A 23,321-nucleotide genomic window follows, 5' to 3' on the forward strand; every position below is an offset into this window, starting at 1 on the left:
GCCGCTCCACGCGACAATTCGAGTGACCACGACGGCTTCGGCCGTTACATACGACGGCGGCACCGTCCGCCTGACGCAGGCGGCGTGACGCCCGCCCGGACCACAGGAGTGGAACATGGCTGCAGCGCTCGGCATCGGTGTCGGATCGGTCAATACGGTGGCCGCCGTCGACACGGACGGGGCGAGCGTGACGGATGCCGCCGACCTCACCGTCCTGTCCCGCGCAAGTGTTCTCCACCTCTCCCCCGATCGCGCTCCCGTCCTCGGCGACGACACGAGCGAACCGGACGCGGTGACGGTGTCCGACTTCGCGAACCGCGTGGGCGACCCGGTCGGGATCCTCACCGACGACGGCTCGACCTACTCCGGTGAAGACCTCGTGGCCACCGCCGTGAGCTGCATCGTGCACGAGGCCGCGTCGGGCCGCCACGGCCTCCCGACCACCGTCGTCGCCCACCCGACCGTCTGGCCGCCGTACACCGTCGGTGTCCTCGCCGACGCGCTCGCGCAGGCCGGCGTCACGGGTGCCACCCTGGTCTCGGAGGCGCAGGCGGTGATGACGTGGCTCGAACGGACCCGCGGCACCCTCGGCGACGCGTTGACCGTCATCTACGACCTCGGCGGCACCTCGCTCGACATCACCCTCTTCCGTTCGGACGCACACGGCACGGAGACCGGCGTCCTCGGCAAGCCGGTGCGGTCCGAGGACTTCGGTGGCGCCCACTTCGACCACGCCACCATGCAGTACGTCCTCGGCAACGTCGCCGAGGAGTTCGGCGACATCGACCCGTTCGCCCCCGACACGGTCGCCGCCCTGACCCGGCTGCGGACCCGCTGCACTACGGCGAAGGAGGCCCTGTCCTCCGACACCGAGGCCACGATCGGCATCGAGCTGCCCGGCATCTCCACCGACGTGCGGCTCGTGCGCTCGGAACTCGAAGACCTGATCCGCGAGTCCCTGCAGGAATCGGTGACGCTGGTGCGCGAGAGCATCCACGCCGCCGGCCTCGAATCCAGCGACGTCACCCAGGTGGTGCTCACCGGCGGAAGCGCCGCCATCCCGCTGGTCGCCGAACTCCTGTCGGCGGAACTGCGGGTACCCGTCGTCGCCGCCGAACGTCCGGGCCATACCGCGGCCCTGGGCGCAGCCCTGCTCGCCGCCGACAACGATGCGGGACGCGCCGCCGCCCCGACCGTCGCGCGGATGCCGGTCGTCGTGCCCACCGCGGCACCGGTGACGGCAGCGCCCGCCGCCGCCCCGACCGTCGAGCCGGACGACGAGACCGTCGTCTTCGCCGCCCGCACCCCCGCACCGACCCTCACCGAGCCCGCCGCCACCGGCATGTCGCGGAAGAAGAAGGCCGGGATCATCACCGCCTCCGCCGCGGCCATCGCCCTGCTCGCCGCGGGTGGGCTGTCGCTCGGCACCGCCCTCGACATCGCACCGTCGTCCGGCTCGGGTTCCACCACCTCGCAGTCGTCGAGCACGTCGGCGGGCGCGGCGTCCACGTCCGGTGTTCCTGCCGAGGCCGCCGCGACGGGCGCCACCACTCCCGGCACCGAGGCGGCGGGCATCGCCGCCGCGACCGGTGTCCCCGGCACCGCCGCCGGCGTCGCCACCCCGGTCGCCGCCCCCGGCACCGTCCCACCCGGCACCGTGGGACCGGCCGTCGCCGCACCGGTTGCCGCAGCTCCCGGTACCGCACCGGCTCCCGCGGCCGAAGCACCCGCACCCGCCCCGGCCCCTGCTCCCGCACCCGCCCCGGCCCCCGCTCCGGCCCCGAGCGTTCCCCAGACCGACGGCGGCGCCGCGATCGCCAACACCATCGTCGGCGGAGCCGGCGCGGTGGGTGACACCGTCAACGGAGTGGGCGACACGGTCGGCGGCGTCGTCGGCGGAGTCACCGGCCTGGTGCCCGGCGTCCTCGGTAACGGCGGATAGGGCGCCGGTGTCCACGCTGCCCTCACCGCTTCCTCCCACGGAACTCGCGGAGCTCGACGGCCCCCAACTGTCCGCTCTCGCACTGGTTCTGCTCGGCAGCGACCTCGACGAGATCGTGGTCGCCCGAGTACTCGACATCGAACCCGCTAGTGCCCGTGCCGCCGTGGACGCGCTCCGCGCGGACGGCTGGGTCGACGAACGGGACACGCTGGTTCACGCGGACCGCACGCATCTCACGAAGACGCTCGGCGAGAACCGGCTGAACACGCTCGCTCGCCGCCTGCTCACCCATCACGTCGACAGCGGAACGCTCACGCTGCCCGTCGCCCGCGCGGTCGCCGCGACCAGCATACCGAGTGACGAACTGAGCCGATTCCTCTGCGCCCAGGCCGGACTCGCCGAGCCGGCCACCGCCGTCGCGCTGTATGCCGAAGCCGGCCGGGCCGGCAGGCTCGGCGACACCGCCATCGTCGCATACGCCGAGGCCTGCGCCCTGAACGGCGACCTCGACACCGCGGTCGGGCTGGCCGATTCGGTCCTCGAACGGTCCGGCACCGTCGACGATGCGGAACTCGCTGCGGCGGTCAGGATTTCGGCCGCCGGCGCCGCGTTCTGCGGCATGATCGATCGCAGCGCCGAACTGTACGCCTGGCTCGGCGCGGACCGGGCCGGCGCCGACGCCTCCCTCGCCGCCTCCGTCCTGGTGGTCGCGGGGCGACTCGACGACGCCGAAGCCGTCCTCGCGACGAGCGCGGGCGCACCCCCCACTGCCGCCACCGCCGGCGCCGCACTCGTCGCGACCGGACTCGTCCAGTCGGTGACCGCGTCCGCAAACGCGGCACTGAACTCACTGACGCGTGCGCTGTCGCTGCCCGGTCGCGCGTCCCGGCCACGGGTGCTGCCCGACTCGCCCGCCGCGATCACCGCCCTCGCCGCGCTCCACTGCGGCGAACTCGCCCACGCGGACGCCGTCCTCGCCCGGGCACGGGAAGCCGAACAGCCCGGCAGTGTCACCGCGAACCGGCATCAGCTGCTTACCGCCTGGACGTCCATGGTCCGCGGCGACCTCGCCGCGGCGCAGTCCCGGCTCGACGGTCTCGACGCCGCGTCGATGCGGCAGCGCGATCTGCTGTTCGTCCACGGTCTGCGGGTCGGGCTGGCCCGGCGCACCGGCGACAACGCGGCACTGCTCCAGGCCTGGGCGGGCGCGCAGGGCGTGCTCGCCGAGTACTCGGTGGACCTGCTGAGTCTGCTGCCGCTCGGCGAACTGTGGCTGACGTCGATCCGGGTCGGCGAACCCGCCCGGATCACCCACCTCGTCGAGGACGCGCAGTCGTTGCTGCGGACGCTCGGCGAGCCGGCGATGTGGGGATCGGCGCTGCACTGGTACGGCGTGCAGGCCTCGATCCTCGCCGAATGCCCCACAGACCTGATGCCCCACGCCCGCGCGCTCGGCGAGGCCGCCCAGGTCAGCACGTACGCGTCCGGGCTCGCCACCGCCGGTCGCGCCTGGCTGCGTGTGCTGCAGGGCGACATCGACGCCGCATCCGTCGAGGACGCGGCCCGCACCCTCGACCGGATCGGCCTGCCGTGGGACGGTGCGCGCCTCGCGGGTGAAGCCGCGCTGCGCGCGTCCGACACGAGGGTCGCGACCACTCTCCTGCAGGTCGCGAGGGCCCTGCGACAGCCGACGTCCGCGGGCAACGGCACCGACTCCGCGGTCGTGTCGAGTCCGAGCACGCCGGGATCGCTCACCGACCGCGAGGCCGAGGTGGCCGAATTGCTCGTCCAGGGGCTGACGTACCGGGAGATCGGGTCACGCCTCTACATCTCCGCCAAGACGATCGAGCACCATGTGGCCCGGATCCGGCGGCGGCTGGGCGCCGGGTCGCGGTCGGAGCTGCTGTCGATGCTGCGTGCGATGGGCCACGGGTATTCCGCCGACTCCTGACCCGTGAGTACTTATTAACCGCGGGTGGTTGATAAGTACTCACGGGCGCCGAAGGCGCAGCAGCGCCCCGTGTAACCATTCGACTGCGACAGGCGACACACTGTGCATGGTGCGATGACGCACTCCCTCGAACCGTGCCAGTAAGGATCTTTCATGACCACCGGAGTCGGACTCACCGTCGGCGATTCGGTTTCCACAGCGGTGGTGACCGCTTCCGGAACCGATGTGAGGACGATCGAACACCCGTCCGTCCTGTTCACGGCCCCGGACGGCACGGTTCAGCTCGGCGACCCCGGCACGGAATCGACCGGCGCCGTCCGCGACTTCCTCGTCCGCGTCGGTGAGCCCGCGGGAATCGAGTACGCGGGTTCGTTGACCCGCGCCGAGGACCTCGTCGCGACGGCGATGTTCTGCCTGTTCCGGGAGGCCGCAGACGGACTGTCGGGGACGGTGAAGGTCACCGCGACCCATCCGTCGGACTGGGCACCGGAGATCGTCACGAAGCTGCGCGAATCCCTCGACTACATGGGTCTGGGCGAGGCGACTCTCATCCCGGAGACGGTGGCGCTCGCCGCTTCACCGGAATCCCCGGCCCACGGCGCGGCACTGCTGGCGGCCGGGCTGGCACTGACCGACGAGGACACCAGCGCCGACACCGAGTCGATTCCGGTCGTCGAGGCCCCGATGCACACCGCGTACTCCGCCGTGACGGCGGTGCCCGCAGCCGCGGCCGCTGCCGCCGACGCGTATCCGCCCGCCGAGACCGAGGCGTCCGCTCCCGCGAGTACACCGACGCCACCCGCCAAGCGCACGAACCGTCGGCCGCTGATCATCGCCGGTGTCGCCGCGGCCGCACTGGTGGTGGCCGGTGGGGCGCTCGCGTTCGCGCTCACCGGCAACGGCAGCACCGCGGTCCCGACGATCCAGGACGCCCAGACCGCGTCGGTGACGACGTCCAGCGCACGACCCACGCAGGCTCCACCCGCGGTCTTCCCGACGGCGAGCACGCAGGAGGTGGCCGTGACGACGGAGGTTGAAGCCCCGGTCCCGGTCGCTCCCCCGCCTGCACCGGTGGAGACGACACCCGTGTTCGTGCCGCCGCCTCCGCCCTCGACGACGCCGGTCATCACCCTCCCCTCGATCACCACGGTCCCGCAGACCACTCCGACCACGACCGCCGCGACGACCACGACGCCGCCGGAGACGACCACCACCACAACAACGACAACAACCACGACGACGACGATGAAGGAACCCGCGGCCGCGATCACCACCACGACAACGCCCGCGAAGCCCGCTGCGAAAAGTCCAGGTCAGTGAGGCTTCGGTCACACCTCCCCGACGAGCCGACCCGTCCGTAGCTTAAGGTGGGGCGCTGATACCCACCCCAGAAGGAATCCTCAGTGAACGGATTCCGTGCAGAAGGGATTTCATGCGTAACGTGCTGGCGCACCGCGCCGCTGTTGTAGGCGCCTCGGCAATGCTTCTTCTCTTTCCGTTTTCCACTGCCGCCCAGGCCGACCCTGTTACGCAGCCCGACACCACTCAGCTGAGCGCCGACAAGTTGCCGGCCGAACTCGTCGAGGCCATCACCCGCGACCTGAAGATCAGCCCGCAGGAGTACCTCGACCGCGCCGCGAAGGCACAGGAGCTGGGCAGTTACGCCGAGGACTTCCGGGAGCAGCATCCCGACGACTTCGCCGGGGCCTGGATCGGCCTCGACGGTCAGCCCGTCGTCGCGGTCACCACGGACGAGGCCGCCGACGCCGCAGCCAAGGCCGGGTACGACACCCGCATTGCGCCCGTGTCCGCGAACGGCCTGGAGAAGACCCTCTCCGACGTGAACGGCTGGATCGCGGGACTGCCGAAGGACGTGGCTTCCCAGGTCAACTCCGCGTCGATCGACGTCCTCGAGAACCGCGTCGTCATCGACGTCGTCAACAGTCCCATCGGCCAGGCGCTGAACCTGCCGACGCTGCTCGCCAACGTCAAGGTCATGCTGAGCCCCGGCGGCGGCGGTCCGGTGGAGCGGGGCCCCCTCGCCGGTGACACCTACATCACCACCGCGGGTGAGCTGCCGAAGACGCCGATCTCGGAGATCTCCGTCTGCTCGCTGGGCTTCAACGCCGTGGACGACAGCGGCCAGGCCGTGAACATCAGCGCCGGACACTGCAACCCCGCCGAGGGTCAGCCGTCGCCGGTGTTCCTCCCCAACCACCAGAACGTCGACGACAGCCAGCAGATCGGCGCGTTCTCGAAGTCGTCGGTGGGCAACCCGGCCGACAAGCTGGACTACTCGGTGATCAAGCTCAACGAGGCGGGCGTCAAGGCCGGTCTGGACCGTCCCGCGGTTCGCGGCGCGAACGGCACCACGCTGGAGATCACCGGCACCGCCCGGCCCGTCGTCGGCGCCCCGATCTGCAAGTCGGGTCAGACGTCGTCGTTCACGTGTGGCGTGGTGGCAGCCGATCACGTCGAGACGCAGCTGTTCGTCGCCGACGGTTCGAGCCGCGTGGTCAACGGTTTCGCCGGCACGGCCTGCACTCTCGCGGGTGACAGCGGCGGCGCCATCGTCACCGGAACCCTCGCGCTGGGTATCACCAGTGGTTCCAACGCCAGTGGCGCCCCCAACTGCACGGAGGCGAACCTGGTGCTGGCACCGGAGGGTGGCACCGCCAGCCTGGGCATCCCGGTCGCGGACATCGTGGACACCATCGGATCCGGGATGCGCGTGCGCACCATCTCCGACTAGTTCTCCCTTGCTCCACCCGGTGCCCGGTGTCCGTTGCTCTCGGACACCGGGCACAGGTGCATTCAGGGGTGGTGTCCGCTTTGTCCTGCTGCGCCGTCCACCGAGAGTGTTACAGGTGGGAATAGACGGGGCGAACCCATATAGTCGACTCCGACTGTGTACGGCCTTACCTGTCGGGGGGTCGTATTCGTATGCGCCCGCGAGGCAACTGCGAACAAACAAACATCAGAAAGGCCCCCATGCGAAGCTCCATCGCACGTCGTGCCGCCGTGTTCGGCTCCGCCGCGCTGCTGCTCCTAGGTCCGGTCGCCGCCTCCGCTCAGGCCGATCCGGTCGAGCCCGGAGTGTCCGACCAGGCCGCCAAGCTTCCCGCGGAACTGATCGACGCTATCCAGCGTGATCTGTCGCTGAGCCCGGACCAGTACCTGGAGCACTCCGAACTGGGCCAGAAGCTGGCCGAGTTCGCGAAGATCGCCCGCACCCAGTTCCCGGATGCGTTCGCCGGAACGTGGCTCGACAATGCCGGCACCCCCATCGTCGGGCTCGCCGACGGTGCGGACAAGGACGCCGCCGTCGCCGCGGCCGAGAAGGCCGGCTTCCAGGTCAAGGATGTGGCCCAGAGCGAGAGCAGCCTGCAGGCTCAGGTGAAGTCGCTCGACGGGTGGCTGGACACCCAGCCGCCTGCCGTCGCGGATCTCGTTCGCGGCGTGGCCATCGACATCGTGAACAACGATCTCGTGCTCCGTGCGGACAACGTGGGCGGGTTGCAGCTTCCGGACTTCCTGAAGGGCGCACGCGTCGTGCAGTCGCCTGCCACGGCCGCTCCGCTGCCGTCCACCGACCTCACCCCCATCGCCGAACCGCTCCCCGCCGACGCCCTGCTGGGCGGCGACGCGTACGGCTCGCTCGGCGGCGGAGTCGGACTGCGCTGCTCGCTCGGTTTCAACGGCACCGACAGCTCGGGCGGTCCGGTGAACATTACGGCAGGACACTGCGACCCCAACCGGGACGCTGCCGGCACCTCGGAGGCGTCGGAGGCGTTCTCCCTGGTCCCGGGTGGCACCGGTCCGCGGATCGGCACCTTCGCCAAGACCAGCCTGGACATCCACGACTACTCGATCATCCGGGCCGACGACAGCGCCGCACACCGCTTCGAGAACAACGGCGTCCGGGTTCCCGGCGCAGCACCGGTCGCCATCACGGGTACGGCCGACCCGATTGTCGGCGCCCCGGTGTGCAAGTCGGGTCTGACCACCGGTTTCACGTGCGGTGTCGTCACGTCCGTCGCGCAGACCGTTTCGGTCGGTGAACGCACGCTGGCCGACAGCTTCTCGACGAGCATGTGCGCCCTGCAGGGCGACAGCGGCGGCACGATCGTGACCGGCACGCTGGCACTCGGAATTTCGAGCGCCTCCAACGTCGGGCAGTACCCGATCTGCCAGGTCGCGGACGTCGTCACGTTCGTCCTCGGCGAGAGCCCCGAGTTGTTCGCCACCCCGATCAACGAGGTGCTGGCCGAGAACCCGGGTCTGCGCGTGCGCACCTCGTAACGCACTCCACCTGCGACAGCGGCCCGCTTCCCATTCGGGAGGCGGGCCGCTGTCGTCGGACGCGCACTCAGGCCGCGTTGGGCCGGACCACCCGGGCCCGGACCGAGGCCGACGTCTCCACGCGCACGATCTACAACCACTTCGAGGGCAAGGAATAGTTGTTCTTCGCCGTGATCGAGGACAGCGCGACGCGGGTGGCCGACAGTCAGACGGACATGATCGACCGGCACCTCGGCGAGGTGAACGACCTCGAGTCGGACCTCGTCGCACTCGGCCGTGAGTGGGTCACGATCCCGACCCAGGTCTTCGCGGACCACTTCGCCACGGCGCCGTCCCCCTCGGCGAACGAGGTGTCGGCCATCGTCACCGACGGGGTCGCGACCTTCCTCGACGGCTACCGAGCGCGCGGGAACTGATCAGGCGGTGGGCTCGGGCGCGGGCGAAACGAACGGCGTGTTGATGGTGACGAGGTACTGGATTCCGAGGATCACCAGTGCGGCGCCGCCCACGAAGATGGTTCCGGCCAGCCCGCCAGCGGCGAAACCCGCCAGCAGCCCACCGAGGCACCCGACCGGCGTGCCGATCACGGTCACGGCGAACAGGCCGCACCCGACCGCGAGACCCACGGCGCCGAAGATCACACCGAAGATCAGGCCGCCGATCAGCGTCGCGTAACCGAGGTAACTGTTGAAGTCGGCGAGCGCCGAGTCGTCACGCTCTTCCTGTGTGTCGAATCCGTCCTGCGCAACCGATTTCAGGGACGACGCGACGTCGGCGGGAACCTGCGGGGTGAGCGTCACCGTCCGCCCGTCGAGGTCGGCGTCGATCGGATAGACGGCGTCGCCGACCCGAATCGTGAGCGGCAGTGCGGCCACCACCGTGCCGCTGTCGTCCACCACCTCGATCGCTTCCCGGGTGTCGGTGATCCGGAAGGCGCCCGCGTCGATCGACGTGACGACGGACTCCCCCTCGGCGTGCGCCTCGTAGCCGATGTCGGACGAATCCTGCTGCGTCAGTGGAGCTGTGTGTGCGGTCCCGGCGGAGATCCCGAGGGCCGCGACGACGAGGAACGCTGCTCCGGTGACGGCCCGCAGGTTCCGTGCGAAGCGGCCGCTCATGCCGTGGGTTCCGGTGCGACGAACGGACTGTTGATGGTGTTGAAGTACTGAATGCCCAGAACCACCAGGGCGCCGCCGCCGACGACGATGGTGCCGGCGAGCGCGACGAGGGGCGCGACGATCAGCGCACCTCCGATGCACCCGGCCACCGGCCCCGCGAGGCCCAGGAACGGAATCACCAGCGCAGCCGTTCCGGGGATGACGCCGATCGCGCAGCCGATCGCGCCGCCGATGATGGCGGCGACGATCGCGGTGATCGCGCTCGTGATCCCGAGTTGCTGCTGGAAGTCGTCGAGTGCGCGGTCGTCGCGTTCCTGTTTGTCCTGCGGTGCGGCGACGTCGTCGAGGGTGAGGCGTTCCGACACGGGAACGGGGGTCGCGGCCGCCGGATCCATGTTCGGGACGAGCCGCAGGACGCGAGCGGACTCGTCGACCGCCACGGCGAAGGGATGCTGCAGGTCGTCGACCCGGAAGAAGGTGGGAATGGAGGCGACGACGCGGCCGCCGTCGTCGACCACGTCGACGGTGTCGTTCGCGGCGTTGATCGAGAAGGCGCCGGCGTCGAGGGTGGCCACAGCGGCGTCACCGTCGCGGGCGGTCTGGTAGTTGATGTTCGGGATGCCCTGTTCCGCACCCGGCTGGGGTGCGGCGGCCGGATCCGCGTATGACGTGGCCGCTCCGACGCCCATCGCCGCGACGACGAGCATGGAGGTGGCAGTAAACCGTCGGAGGTTCATCGAGGTCCGTTTCGAGAGCAGCGCTGTGACGGACGAAGGTTAGCCTAAGCATGGGATAACCAGGCAGGTCACCTCCGCGGGTGTGACGAGGTTCACTTCCGCGACGCCGCACAACGACGAACCGCCCGCCTCCGAAGGGAGGCGGGCGGCGTCTGAGGTACTGCGGGATGCGGCTACTTCACCCACTTCGTGGTGCCGGGCGGTGCGTTCAGCGTGTTGATCAGGTCGATACCGGCGATGGCCAGCGTGGGGCCGCCCACCACGATCGTGCCGAGAAGGGCACCGATTCCCGCGCCCGTCACGCCGAACGGCAGGCATCCGAAGACCGCGACCGGCGTCCCGACCACGCAGCCGACAGCGAATCCCAGGATTCCGCCCACGATGGTGCCGCCGAGACTGCCGACCGTCATCGCGATGCCGAGCTGCTGCTGGAACGCCGACTGGGCCCTGGTGTTCTCGTCGATCGACGCCACGTCGTGCAGCGCGATGGGCGTGATCCGATCCTCGGGCGAGATCGGCGTCGCCTCGGCCTTGTCGACGCTCGGCGTCAGGCGCAGGGTCTTTCCGTCTTCGGTGATCTCTTCCTCGAACGGGAACTGCAATCCGTCGAACCGGTACGCAAGCGGGAGGGAAACGACAGTTGCCCCACCCGCATCCTTGATCGCGACGGACTTCCCGTCCGATGCGAGCGCGAAGGCGCCGGCGTCGATCGTGGTCACGACCGTGCGGTCCTCGATGTGGGACTCGTATCCGATTTCGGTGCCGGGTTCGGCGACGGGTTCCGCGACCGCCACCCCGGACCCGGTCGCGAGCACACCCACCAAAAGTGCCGAAGTCGTAACGAAACGACGCAACTTCATTCCATCCCCTTAAGGTTTCAACCCCATCCGTTGCTAAACAGTAACTTGCGGCTGTGACAGATCCCAATTGAGTCTCGCCTCGAGAAAAGGGGCTCGCGAAATAGTCTGCGTAGGGTTATGAAAAATTGCGCCCAGAACGGCAGCGGGATCGAATTCCAAGAATTGCACCAGTCAGGGATGTAGTTATTCCTACACAAAGCGGGGAACCGGTCGGTTTCTTCTCCGCGGCCCCACGCACAACTCGGCCCCGCCGTGGGAGACTCGACGGGGCCGGGCGCTGAGGCGAGGCGCTCTACTCGTCTCTGTCCGCGTAGATCGACGTCCCCGGAGCGGCGTTGTACGTCTCCCACAGCTGGTATGCACTGACACCGAGGGTGGGGCCACCGGCGACGATGGTTCCGACGACCCCGCCGATACCGGCCCCAGTCACCAGTCCGGCGACGCAGCCAGCGGGAAGTGTTGCTATACAGCCGATTCCGGCCCCTGCAATCGTTCCGACCAGGCTTCCGACCGTGACGGCAATGCCGACCTGCGCACCGAACTGGCCGAACGCCCTGTCATTCTCCTCGCGGGACGCGACGTCGCGGAACGGCAGCGAGGGAACCGCGGGCGCCGCCGTTGCCGGAACAGGCGCCGCAGGAGCGGGTGCTGCCACTGGCCCCGCGTGCGACACTCCGGCAGCAAGACCCATGGCGGCCACGGCAATGCCTGCCGTCACTGCAGCTTTTCTCACGATCATTGATGCCTCATTTCAGGAGCGTCCCGACGAAGTACTGGTGTGATCGAAGTGCACTGCACGGCCCCCCGTGCGGCCGCTGGCCAGGGCCGGAAAACACGCTCAGAGTAACAGCGGAATCACGGCCGAAATGTTCATTGACGAAAAATTCATCGCGCCCGCAAGTTACCGATCGGTAGCAAATCGAGCGGGTGTAATTCGCGCGAATTACACGAGATGAATTACGTCACTCGGCGTGGTTATCGACAGGACGGACGTGAGTGCGCGGAATATTTGCCCATCGTTATCCGGCCGCAATGCAACCGCGTCGAATTCGTGACGAAAACGACCCCTGAAGCCCTCTCACGAAGCCGCTCGGACGGCCTCCGGCGGCTGCCGGCCGAAGTTAGGGCGACCTTGGGTGAGCGCCGCAATTCCGACCCTTTAACGTGACGAACAGAAAGTCCGATTGTGGCATGCACCACATGCCCTATCGGCGCCCGAGCTGCAGAGATCCCGCCGAACACCGGTATGTTACCCACAGGTAGACTAATTAAGTTACTAGCCGGTAACTTAGCAAGCGTTAGGATCACGAGCAGTCCCGAGGTGGCCGCCCTGCCGCCCTGAAACGAAAGGCCGCGACATGAATGCCCTGACGATCACGTTGGGCACCATCGGCGTGCTGCTGAGCCTCGTATGTTGGTTCTCCTTCATCACTGGCGCATTGAAGATGGTCAACGTCGTCCGGATCGGCCAGTCGGCCCCGGACCGATGGCGCCCCTTCTTCCCGCGCTTCAAGCAGATGTGCGTCGAGTTCATCGCGCACACCCGCATGAGCAAGTTCCGCACCGTCGGCTGGGCTCACTGGCTGGTCATGGTCGGCTTCATGCTCGGAGCCATCGTGTGGTTCGAGGCGTACGGGCAGACGTTCGACCCGGCGTTCCACTGGCCGCTGGTCGGCAACACCGCCGTCTACCACTTCATCGACGAGATCCTGGGTCTCGGCACGGTCATCGGTATCACCACACTGATCGTGATCCGCCAGCTCAACCACCCCCGCGTGCCCGCCCGGCTGTCCCGTTTCAGTGGTTCCGACTTCAAGGCCGCGTACTTCGTCGAGGCCGTCGTCCTCATCGAGGGCCTGGGCATGATCTTCGTGAAGGCCGGCAAGATCGCCACCTACGGCCACGCCAACCCGTGGACCGACTTCTTCACGATGAACCTCGCGAAGCTGCTGCCCGCGAGCCCGAACATGGTCGCGTTCTTCGCCTTCGTCAAGCTGATGTCGGGCATGATCTGGCTCTACGTCGTCGGCCGCAACATCACCTGGGGTGTCGCCTGGCACCGGTTCGCGGCGTTCGCGAACATCTACTTCAAGCGTGAGGACGACGGCGACGTCGCCCTCGGTGCGGCCAAGCCCATGATGTCGGGCGGCAAGCCCATCAACATGGAGGACGCCGATCCGGATACCGACACGTTCGGCGCCGGCAACATCGAGGACTTCTCCTGGAAGGGCTGGCTGGACTTCACCACCTGCACCGAGTGCGGGCGCTGCCAGTCGCAGTGTCCCGCGTGGAACACCGGCAAGCCGCTGTCGCCGAAGCTGCTGATCACGTCGCTGCGCGACCACGGTTATGCGAAGGCCCCGTATCTGCTGGCCGGTGGCCGCAAGGACATGGGCGGCGACGAGGTAGGCCTGGTGAACGGTGACGGCGCCGTGGACGAGGCCAAGCTGGCTGCGATCCCCGAGGCTGCACGCCAGGAGGCCGAGCGCAAGCTGGTCGGCGACACCGTCGAAGGCGAGCTGGCTCCGGTCATCGACGCCGAGACGCTGTGGAGCTGCACCAACTGTGGCGCGTGTGTCGAGCAGTGCCCCGTCGACATCGAGCACGTCGACCACATCATCGACATGCGCCGCTACCAGGTGCTGATCGAGTCGGAGTTCCCCTCCGAGCTGGCCGGCCTGTTCAAGAACCTCGAGAACAAGGGCAACCCCTGGGGTCAGAACTCCAAGGACCGTCTCAACTGGATCAATGAGATGGACTTCGAGATCCCGGTGTTCGGCCAGGATGCAGACAGCTTCGAGGACTACGAGTACCTCTTCTGGGTCGGCTGCGCCGGCGCCTACGAGGACCGCGCCAAGAAGACCACCAAGGCCGTCGCCGAGCTGCTCGCCACCGCCGGCGTGAAGTTCATGGTGCTCGGCGCCGACGAGACGTGCACCGGTGACTCCGCTCGCCGCGCAGGTAACGAATTCCTGTTCCAGCAGCTCGCCATGCAGAACATCGAGTTGCTGAACTCGGTCTTCGACGGCGTCGAGCAGCGCAAGCGCAAGATCGTCGTCACCTGCGCCCACTGCTTCAACGCGCTCGGCAACGAGTACCCGGAGGTCGGCGGCGAGTACGAGGTCGTTCACCACACTCAGCTGCTCAACCGCCTGGTCCGCCAGAAGAAGCTGATTCCGGTCGCGTCCGTCGGTGAGGACGTCACCTACCACGACCCCTGCTTCCTCGGCCGCCACAACAAGGTCTACGACGCACCCCGCGAGTTGATGGAAGCCTCCGGCGCGAAGCTGAAGGAAATGCCCCGTCACGGCGAACGGTCCATGTGCTGTGGTGCCGGTGGTGCCCGCATGTGGATGGAAGAGAACATCGGCAAGCGCATCAACATCGACCGGGTCGACGAGGCGCTCAGCACGGATCCGAAGAAGATCGCGACCGGCTGCCCGTTCTGCCGCGTCATGCTCACCGACGGCGTCACGGCTCGCCAGGAGTCCGGTCAGGGCGAGGGTGTCGAGGTCGTCGACGTCGCCCAGCTGATGCTCTCGTCCATCACGCGTCTCGAGCCCGAGAAGCTGAGCGAGAACATCACGGTCATCCCCCGCGAGAAGCCGGCCGAGCCGGCAGGATCGCCGGCAGCAGCCGAGGCCAAGGCCGAGGTGGTGGAGAAGGAGCGCGTCGAGGAGGTCGAGGAGGCCGCTGCAACGCCGGCCGCCACGGAAGCTCCCGCGGGCAAGGGCCTGGCGATGAAGGGCCTGGCCAAGGCACCCGGGGCGAAGGCACCCGGCGCCAAGGCACCCGGCAAGGGGCTCGGCATGGCAGGCGGGGCGAAGGCACCCGGCGCCAAGAAGGCTGCTCCTGCTACGGCCGAGGCTGCCGGTACGGAGGCGCCCGCAGCGGAGGCACCCAAGCCCAAGGGCCTCGGACTCGCCGGCGGCGCGAAGGCACCGGGCGGCAAGGGTCTGCAGATGAAGGGTGCCGCCAAGGCTCCCGGCGCGAAGGCCGCCGCTCCGGCTGCCGAAGCACCGGCGACAGAGGCTCCCGCAGCGGAAACCCCTGCTCAGGACGCCCCCGCGGCGAAGCAGAAGGGACTCGGACTCGCGTCCAGCGCCAAGGCACCGGGCAAGGGTCTGCAGATGAAGGGCAAGGCGAAGGCTCCCGGCGCGAAGGCCGCTCCCGCGGACGCTCCCGCCGAGCCGGCAATCGCCGAACCCCAGGCTGCCGAGCCCCAGGCTTTCGAACCGCAGGTCGCCGACACGTCCTCCGCTTCGGAGGCCCCCGCTGCCGAGGCGCCGAAGGCTCCCCCGGTGGCGAAGGCCGGTGGGCTCGGCTTCAAGAGCGGCGCCAAGGCTCCCGGAGCTCACAAGGCCGCGGCCCCCAAGGCCGCAGCTCCGAAGGCCGAAGCACCCGCGGCCGAGGCTCCCGCAGCTGAAGCACCGAAGGCCGAGGCAACCGAGACCGCGGCTCCGAAGGTCGAGGAGTCGAACGGCGACGGATCCAACGGCAAGGCACCGGAAACGGTGAAGGCTCCGCCACCGGCCAAGCCTGGCGGACTCGGTTTCAAGGCAGGCGCGAAGGCACCTGGCCGGAAGAGCTAGCCGACAGCAGTGAACAGCAGCGCCCCCACCGATCACGGTGGGGGCGCCGCTGTTTTCCGTGACGGCCCGCGTTGCGCACGGCGTAACCTCCGACATGATGACTTCGGGCGCCGATCTCACTTTTCGCCGCGCCGCCACGTACACGGTGGCGGTCATGGGCGGTGCAGTGGTCGTTGCGCTCCTCTCGGTCGCGTGGATGTCGATCGGGTCCGGTGACTGCGCCGAGTCGATGATGGAGTGTGCCCGCGGAGAAAAGTACGTCCTTGTCTTCGGCCCACCCGCGTTGCTGCTCGTGGGCGGGGTCGGAGCTTTCGTGCAGACCTACCGGGTCTGGCGGGCCGGTGGCCGGTGGCAGGTCTGGCAGGGAGCGGGCTGGATGTTGTTCGTGTTCATGCTCATCTACGCCTCACTGTCGGCTGGCGCTCTCACCGAGATCTGACCTACCGTGGTCCGGCTCCGCCGCGGCCCGGCGTTCCGCCGCCCATCGGCTGGGCGGGTGCCGGGTTCTGCACGGTGTATTCCTGCACGGTGCCGTCCTGTGAAGTGTCGTCCTGCGCAGTCTCGTCGGCGGACGATGCCTGTTCGACGGACGAGGTTGTGGTGGTCGTTGCCGAGGGCGTGTCGTCCCGGCCGACCAGTAGGGTTGCCGCCGCTCCTGCGCCGAGGAGGACGAGCGCGGCGGCGCTTGCCGCAACCATCCATCCCCGGATACCGGACTTCTGTGTCTTCCTCACCGGCACACTGGTCGGCGCGACGCGTCGGGTCGGCGCCTCGGCCGATGCGGACGGGGGCAGCACGCGCGACGCTGCCGCCACGATCGGTCGTGGCGCCGCCGGTGGTTTCACCCGCGGTCCCGGTGCCGACATCACCCGGGAACCCGACTGTTGTAGCGATGCCCGCTCGGCGATGGCCGCCGCACCGCGGGCGGACGCGGTCGCCGGCTCGGGTGACACGACGAGTGCGACGTTCACGGCCGTCGAGAGCAGTTCCGTCACGAGCGGGACCGCCGCTCCGCCGCCGAGGAGGACGACGGCGTCGACTGGGGTGCCGGTCTCGTCGAGGCGTTCGAGTTCGCGGGCCACCGTGTTCGCGGCGCCGGTGAGTGATCCGCGGATTACTTCCTCGAATTCGGAACGCATGACGCGTATCTGGCGTCGGATGCCGGGAAGCGCGACGGTCACCACGGCAGACGTGTCTTGCGACAACCGCTCTTTCGCACTCCGGCAGCGGGCGGCGAGTTCGGTCAGCGCGCCGCGGTGGGCAGGATCGTCTACGTCGAAGTCCGGGTTCGCGTTCTGGACGAGCGCGACCACATGTCCCATCAGCAGCCGGTCGGCGTGGTCTCCGCTGAAGTCGGTGCTCCGCGTCGATCGGACCACACCGAATTCGGCGCCGCGCCTCGTGGCCAGGGTCAGGTCGAGGGAATGGGCTCCGACGTCGCACAGCAGCAGTGTCGAGAATTCGTCGAGTTTCTCGACCCGGGAGATCCATGTCAGTGCAGCAGTGGTTTCGGGGATCACCGTGACCGTGCGATTCTGCAAGAGGCCCCATCGTCGGATCTCGTCCTCGAGTTCCTCGACGGCGTATCCCGACCAGGCTGCGGGAGCCGCGACCACCACATGGTCGGGCACCGGGGTGCGGCCACGAATGAGGCAGTCGAGCGCGGTGGTCACCAGCTGCACGGCCGGGGTCCGGGTCCCGTCGTCGCCGATCACCGGAACGGGATCGCCGACCCTGTCGATGAAGTCACGAAACACGATGCTGCCCTGAGGAAGCGGTCCGCTGCGGTGCGGGCCGAGGGTGGGTGCGCTGCTCGACGACAGCGCGAGGTCGGCCGAGTGCCGCACCACCGTGAATCCGTCGTCCGCCCGGTGCGTCGGCGATTCACCGTGCATCTGCGCGGACACGAACGAGTCGGAACCCATACTGATCCCCATCGATGTCCGCATGTCGTGATCTCCGTTCCGTGGTGACGGCAGGCGCCTTTCCTGCCGATCGAAACGCTAGACCGCCTTCCTGTGCCGACCGCTGTGTGCTTGCTGCGATGTTCCTGTGTACGTGGCTTCGCGCGCCCCTAGGGAAGGTGCAGCGTCCTCCCATGGTGCGTTCGGTCAGCCGGTTCACCACCGAGGACGCCGATCTCCTGCTGTCGCCCCGGCAACGACGCGACCTTCTCGACTGTTTCGGCCTCTTCGGTATCCGGTTCGCGGTCAGGCTGATTCGCGCGGGCGCGACCGACGCGCCGGCACTGGCCCACGAGCTGACGGCGCACAGTGGTCTCGAGGACCTTCGCCGCACACTGCATCTGCAGTTCGGTCAGCGCAGCACCGAACTGAAGGCACACTCGGCGCTCAGATCGCTGAAGGCCACGCTGGCCCGCACACCGTCGTCGGCGAGCCGCAGCCTGGGCAGCGCTGCCGATCGGCTGCTCGCAGACACCCACGTGTTCCGGGAACTGCGGGTGTTGTCGGGACTGCGCACCAGCGGTCTGCAGTTGCGGGACACGGCCGTCGTCCTGCTCGAGCGGGTGCTCGGCGGCGAGGGCATGTCGCCGCACACGCGGCGCGGTCCTGCGAGGCCATGCTCGCGCGCTGACGCTCAGCGTCGGGCGACTCGCCTGACCTGTTCGCTCACGATGTTGATTGCTCTCTCAGGGCCTGGTTCACGATCGGGCCGACGACGGCGAGAGCGTCGGGTGACGTCATCTGCCAATGTGTGACAGGCACGGCGTGGTTGTGCACTACCCCCGTGACCGCGTTCTCCCATCCGCGGGCCGCCCTCCCGCCGGTGGCATCGTCGGCCGCCGCGGTGAAGAACACAATGTCTCCGTCGAAGCATGCAGGCCGGTACTCCGACATCAACCTCGAGTTTCGGTCCGCCGCCGACACGAGCCGCCTCACGACCTTCTCGGTGTGCTCTACGGAGTGCCCGGATATTTCGGCCAGCGCGACCGCGACACCACCGAGGCTCGGGTCGGAGATGCGCTCGACTGCTGTCGCTTCGATACCGAACCCACCCAGCAACTCACGCACCGAGACATCCGTGGGCGACCCTTCCTCGACCGCCGTCGCGCCGGCGAAGCTGTCCATCATGGCCAGCAATTCCACACCCTCGCCGGCTGCCTGAATCTGGACCGCCATCGCATGGGCGATGACACCGCCGAGTGACCAGCCGAGCAATCGGTACGGACCGGATGGTCGGATCTGGCGGATCTCACGGACGTACCGGTCCGCAAGTTCATCGAGAGACTCCGGAAGATAGCCGTCCTCGAGAATCGACGGACTCTGGATGCCGTAGATCGGCAGATCAGGTTCGATGTACTGACGCAGACCCGAATAGCACCACGACAGTCCGACGATGGGATGGATACAAAACAGCGGCGCTCCCTCTTCACCGTCCGCTCGGATCCGAAGCAGCGGCCCGAACCCTTCCTCCACCGGACCCGTGGCTCCGTTCTCGATCCGAGCGGCCAATGCTTCGACGGCGGGATCCGTGAACAGCCACTGCAACGGAACTGCCGCACTCAGGTCTTGCTTCAGTCGGGCGACGATCCTGGGCGCGACCAGGGAATTGCCGCCCAACGCGAAGAAGTCGTCATCCAGCCCCACCTGTTCGACACCGAGAATGTCGGTGAAGGCCGAGGTCACGATTCGCTCGACGCGCGTCGTCGGCCCCCGGAACTCCCGCTTCGTGAACGCCGGGGCAGGCAAGGCGTTCCGATCCAGCTTGCCGCTCGCGGTCAGAGGCAATTCGTCGAGCACCATCAGCACATCCGGCACCATGTACTGGGGCAGCGACCTGCCGGCCGTGGCACGGACCGATTCCACGTCGATCAACCGACCCCCTGTGGGGACCACGTACCCGACCAGCTGCTGACCGAACTCGCCGTCGTGCACGATCACAGCGGCCTGCACGATCGTCTGCTGCGCCACCAGCGCGGTCTCGATCTCGCCGAGCTCGATACGCAGCCCGCGCACCTTCACCTGAGAGTCCAGCCGACCCAGATACATCAGCTGTCCGCGTGGGTTCCACTTGACCACGTCCCCCGTGCGATAGAGACGCGTCCCTGCTGCCCCGAACGGATCGGCCACGAATCGCTCCGCCGTCAGCCGCTGGCGGCGATGATAGCCGCGAGACAGCTGCACTCCTGCCAGATACAGCTCTCCTTCGACCCCGATGGGCACCGGGTGGAGACGTCGATCCAAGACCAGTGCGGTGGTGTTCCAAACAGGTTCACCAATCGGGACCGATTCCCGCTCGAGTCCGTCGCATCGGTGGGACGTCGCAGTGACCGCATATTCCGTGGGACCGTACTTGTTGTCGAGACGAGCCTTCGACCGCGACGCACATCGCGCAGACAACTCCACCGGCAATTCTTCCCCACCGGCAAAAACACACCGCAACGAATCCGGTAGACACGCCTCCGGATCGGCCAGGAGCGCCGCCAGCATCGACGGTACGAACGCGGCCACGGTAACACCGGAGTCTTGCATCAGTGACAGCAGATAGTCCGGATCCCGATGACCGTCTGGACGCGCGACGATCATCCGGGCACCGACGGCCAGCGGAACCAGTAATTCCCACATCGACACGTCGAACGTCACCGGCGTCTTCTGCACCACGACATCGGAGTCGCCGAGCTCGTATTCGGCTGCCAACCAGGACATTTGGTTGACAATCGCGCGATGGCTGACCGAAACCCCTTTGGGCCGCCCGGTCGATCCAGATGTAAAGATCACGTACGCCAGATTTTCCGGCCGTGCGGGCGTCACGACTTCGGACTCCCCAACCGGCTCGGACGAATACACCGACAAATCGAGGGCGTCAACGTTCAGCACTCGATTCCGGGACGTGTCGAATCCGTCTCGGGAGGTGGACAGGACGCAGACGGGTCCCGTGGTTTCCAGGATGTAGTCGTTGCGTGCCGGGGGTTGATCAGGGTCCAACGGCACGAATGCAGCACCCGCTCGGAGCACCGCGTAAATTCCTGTCACCAACTCCAGCGACCGGCGCATCCCCAATGCCACCAACGACTCCGGTCCTACACCCTCGTCGATCAATCTTCGAGCCAATCGGTTCACCCGAGCAGAGAACTCGGCATACGACAGCGACTCGTTGTCGTACACGATTGCCACCGCGTCCGGTGTTCGGGCCACCTGCGCATCGAATCCGTCGAGCAGCAGTCCATCCGGGACGTCGTGTCCCGTGATGTTCCACTCGCGCAGCATCTGACGCCGCTCGTTCTCTTCGACGATCGAGATGTCGCCCACCGGCATCATCGGATCATCCACCACCGCTTCGAGAATTCGCACGAACCGCCGCGCGATCTCGCGCACCGTCGCGCCGTCGAACACATCCGTCGCGTAGGACAGCCTTCCCACGAATCCACCCCCGCCATCCGCCGACTCACCCACGGTCATCGACAGGTCGAACTGCACCGCTTGCCGATCGACCTCCACCGGCGAGACCGTCAATCCCGGAAGCTCCACCGCCGGCCGACTGAAGTTCTGAAACGCCAACATCACCTGGAACAACGGAGAGAACGACTGAGACCGAATCGGATTCAGCTTTTCCACCAATCGTTCGAACGGAACGTCCGCCCGAGAGAACGCCTCGAGATCGGCATCGCGCATCCGCCCCAGTAGCTCCGCGAACGATTCGTCCGGCTGGTACTGCGCCCGCAACACCAACGTATTGACGAACATGCCCACCAGATCGTCCAACGCCGCATCACCACGGCCCGCGATCGGCGACCCGATCGCGATATCGGTCGCCCCACTCAGCCTCGCCAAGAGCACCGCTAACGCCGCATGCACCACCATGAACAGCGTCGCACCCGCCTCTCGCGCCAGCGACACGAGACGCGCCACCGTTGCCGCCGGCACGGTGAAATCCACGCTGGAACCGAGGCCCGACCGCACCGCCGGGCGTGGCCGGTCGGTAGGTAACGCCAGCGCATCGGGCAGCCCCGACAACGCATCCAACCAGTACGCGATCTGCTGCGACATCAACGATCCCGGATCGTCCTCCGAACCCAGCACCTCCCGCTGCCACAACGCGTAATCCGCATACTGCACCGGCAACGGCGTCCAGGACGGCTCGTGCCCTGCGTGCCGCGCGGCATATGCCACCAGCACGTCTCGGCCCATCGGCGCGGTCGAGAAACCGTCCGCGCAGATATGGTGCACCACCACCGCCAAGACGTGCTCGGACTTCGACATCCGGTACAGCGCCCCGCGCACCGGCACCGATTCCGTGACCTCGAAGCCCGCCGTGAGCAATGCGGCCACCCGCATCCGCAGCTCTTCCTCGTCCGCGACCGGAATCGGCGTCAGGTCCATCGACACTCTCGACGCATGCACGATGCGCTGTGCCGGCCCCTGGGCCGAGTCCGGGAACACCGTCCGCAAGGCCTCGTGCCGAGCGAACACGTCGAGCACCGAAGCCTGTATCGCTGCCACATCCAGTTCACCGGACAGGCGGACCACAAGCGGAATGTTGTATGCCGCCGACTCCGGGTCGAACTGGTTGAGGAACCACATCCGCTGCTGCGCCAACGACAACGGAATCCGCGCCGGCCGCACCCGACGGGTCAACGCCGGCCGCCCACCTTCACCGGCATGCTGCTCGGCCCGCACCGCCAGCGCCGCCACCGTCGACGCCTCGAAGATCACCCGAACCGGCACACGGGTGTCCAACGCCGCACCCAACCGGGACACCACCTGCGTCGCAACCAACGAATTACCGCCCAACGCAAAGAAATCGTCGTCCAGACCGACCCGCTCGAGCCCCAGCACCTCCGCGAAAATACCCGCCACGACCTCCTCGACCGGCGTAGTCGGCGCCCGAAACTCCCGAACGACGAACGACGGCGCAGGCAACGCCCGTCGGTCGAGCTTCCCACTGGGATTCAACGGCAACGCGGCGAGCACGACCAGCACGTCGGGCACCATGTACTTCGGCAGCGATGTGCTCACCACCTCGCGTGTCGCCTCGACGTCGACGGTCCGCCCGCGGGACGGCAGCACATACCCGACCAATTGCTGACCGAATTCACCGTCGCGCACGACCACCACGGCTTGGTCCACCGACTCGTCTGCCGTCAGCGCGGCCTCGATCTCCCCGAGTTCGATTCGCAGGCCACGTAGCTTCACCTGGAAATCGGTGCGGCCCAGGTATTCGAGGTCACCGTTCGAATTCCACCGCACCAGATCACCCGTGCGGTACAGCCGCTCACCGCAGTCGGCGAAGGGATTGGCGACGAAACGTTCTGCCGTCAGCGCCCCGCGGGCGTGATAGCCGCGGGCGAGCTGGATTCCGGCGAGATACAACTCCCCCGGCACGCCTACGGGCACGCGGTGTAACCGGCGGTTCAGCACGAACGTGCGGGTGTTCCTGATCGGACTCCCGATCGGTATCGGACCCGCCACGCCCTGCAGGCAGCGATGCACAGTCGAGGTCACCGTGGCTTCCGTCGGACCGTAGGTGTTGTCCAGCACTGCCTCGGTGCGCGCGGCGAACCGAGCGGCCAACTCCGAGGGCAGCGCTTCTCCGCCGACCGAGACGTACCGCAGCGACCGCGGCAGCGCGAGCGACGACTCCGCGAGGAACAACGCGAGCATCGACGGCACGAATTCCAAGATCGTGACGTGCCACCGGTCCGACAGCCGCAGCAGGTACTCGGGGTCACGATGTCCCCCAGGCTCGGCAATCACCAATCGGGCGCCGACCTGGAGTGGATAGAACAACTCCCACACCGATGCGCCTATTGCCTCACGTCAAGATGCGCGCGAAGTCTGATTCGTTGACTCATTCGAGA

At 67.9% G+C, this 23,321-nt stretch carries 14 protein-coding genes and 1 pseudogene; 9 read left to right on the top strand and 6 right to left on the bottom strand.

Annotated elements, in window-relative coordinates; all coding sequences use genetic code 11:
* Window positions 1-115 precede the first annotated feature (115 nt).
* From QM806_RS27310 to QM806_RS27335, 6 genes are all read left to right on the top strand, one after another.
* On the top strand, window positions 116-1,942 hold the full coding sequence (locus QM806_RS27310) for an Hsp70 family protein (RefSeq protein ID WP_283293375.1): 1,827 nt from the start codon (window positions 116-118) through the stop codon (window positions 1,940-1,942).
* A gap of 7 nt (window positions 1,943-1,949) precedes the next feature.
* Window positions 1,950-3,893, top strand: coding sequence for a LuxR C-terminal-related transcriptional regulator (locus QM806_RS27315; protein ID WP_283293376.1), 1,944 nt, complete (start codon window positions 1,950-1,952; stop codon window positions 3,891-3,893).
* 153 nt (window positions 3,894-4,046) lie between these two features.
* Window positions 4,047-5,213: a hypothetical protein gene (locus tag QM806_RS27320; protein ID WP_283293377.1), complete on the top strand. Its 1,167-nt coding sequence runs from the start codon at window positions 4,047-4,049 to the stop codon at window positions 5,211-5,213.
* A 112-nt stretch (window positions 5,214-5,325) separates the two neighbouring features.
* Window positions 5,326-6,645: a S1 family peptidase gene (locus QM806_RS27325; protein WP_005238294.1), complete on the top strand. Its 1,320-nt coding sequence runs from the start codon at window positions 5,326-5,328 to the stop codon at window positions 6,643-6,645.
* Window positions 6,646-6,884: 239 nt separating this feature from the next.
* Entirely contained in the window at window positions 6,885-8,195 is a 1,311-nt protein-coding gene (locus QM806_RS27330) for a S1 family peptidase (protein WP_005571025.1), read from the top strand.
* A gap of 158 nt (window positions 8,196-8,353) precedes the next feature.
* Window positions 8,354-8,611 (top strand): hypothetical protein, encoded by a 258-nt coding sequence (locus QM806_RS27335; RefSeq protein WP_054248448.1) that lies wholly within the window; start codon window positions 8,354-8,356, stop codon window positions 8,609-8,611.
* On the opposite strand, the gene QM806_RS27340 is transcribed toward QM806_RS27335, so the two are convergent.
* The 4 genes from QM806_RS27340 to QM806_RS27355 form a co-directional block, all read right to left on the bottom strand.
* Window positions 8,612-9,313, bottom strand: coding sequence for a DUF8020 domain-containing protein (locus QM806_RS27340; protein ID WP_054248449.1), 702 nt, complete (start codon window positions 9,311-9,313; stop codon window positions 8,612-8,614).
* A complete protein-coding gene (locus tag QM806_RS27345; protein WP_054248450.1) occupies window positions 9,310-10,050 on the bottom strand; it encodes a DUF8020 domain-containing protein in 741 nt (246 codons plus the stop codon). Before QM806_RS27345 ends, QM806_RS27340 begins: the two co-directional genes overlap by 4 nt.
* 173 nt (window positions 10,051-10,223) lie before the next feature.
* Window positions 10,224-10,910 (bottom strand): DUF8020 domain-containing protein, encoded by a 687-nt coding sequence (locus QM806_RS27350; protein ID WP_005238282.1) that lies wholly within the window; start codon window positions 10,908-10,910, stop codon window positions 10,224-10,226.
* 292 nt (window positions 10,911-11,202) lie between these two features.
* A complete protein-coding gene (locus tag QM806_RS27355; protein ID WP_120659511.1) occupies window positions 11,203-11,649 on the bottom strand; it encodes a hypothetical protein in 447 nt (148 codons plus the stop codon).
* Between the two features lie 619 nt (window positions 11,650-12,268).
* On the opposite strand from QM806_RS27355, the gene QM806_RS27360 reads away from it, so the two are divergent.
* Both QM806_RS27360 and QM806_RS27365 read left to right on the top strand, forming a co-directional pair.
* Entirely contained in the window at window positions 12,269-15,502 is a 3,234-nt protein-coding gene (locus QM806_RS27360; RefSeq protein WP_005568709.1) for a (Fe-S)-binding protein, read from the top strand.
* Between the two features lie 94 nt (window positions 15,503-15,596).
* Window positions 15,597-15,941, top strand: coding sequence for a hypothetical protein (locus tag QM806_RS27365; RefSeq protein ID WP_063885194.1), 345 nt, complete (start codon window positions 15,597-15,599; stop codon window positions 15,939-15,941).
* A 1-nt stretch (window position 15,942) separates the two neighbouring features.
* Here QM806_RS27365 and QM806_RS27370 read toward each other — a convergent pair whose 3' ends face one another.
* Window positions 15,943-17,427: an Hsp70 family protein gene (locus tag QM806_RS27370; RefSeq protein ID WP_210460877.1), complete on the bottom strand. Its 1,485-nt coding sequence runs from the start codon at window positions 17,425-17,427 to the stop codon at window positions 15,943-15,945.
* A 173-nt stretch (window positions 17,428-17,600) separates the two neighbouring features.
* Between QM806_RS27370 and QM806_RS27375 the strand changes: the two genes are divergently transcribed.
* The gene (locus QM806_RS27375) at window positions 17,601-18,221 is read left to right on the top strand and encodes a hypothetical protein (RefSeq protein WP_240483108.1); all 621 of its coding nucleotides are present in this window, start codon (window positions 17,601-17,603) and stop codon (window positions 18,219-18,221) included.
* On the opposite strand, the pseudogene QM806_RS27380 reads toward QM806_RS27375, so the two are convergent.
* Window positions 18,133-23,265: pseudogene (locus tag QM806_RS27380) on the bottom strand (amino acid adenylation domain-containing protein); the annotation flags it as partial. The gene QM806_RS27375 and the pseudogene QM806_RS27380 sit on opposite strands and share 89 nt — an antisense overlap.
* Window positions 23,266-23,321: the final 56 nt, after the last annotated feature.

This window comes from Rhodococcus sp. IEGM 1351, assembly GCF_030056875.1.
Taxonomy (GTDB): Bacteria; Actinomycetota; Actinomycetes; order Mycobacteriales; family Mycobacteriaceae; genus Rhodococcus_F; species Rhodococcus_F opacus.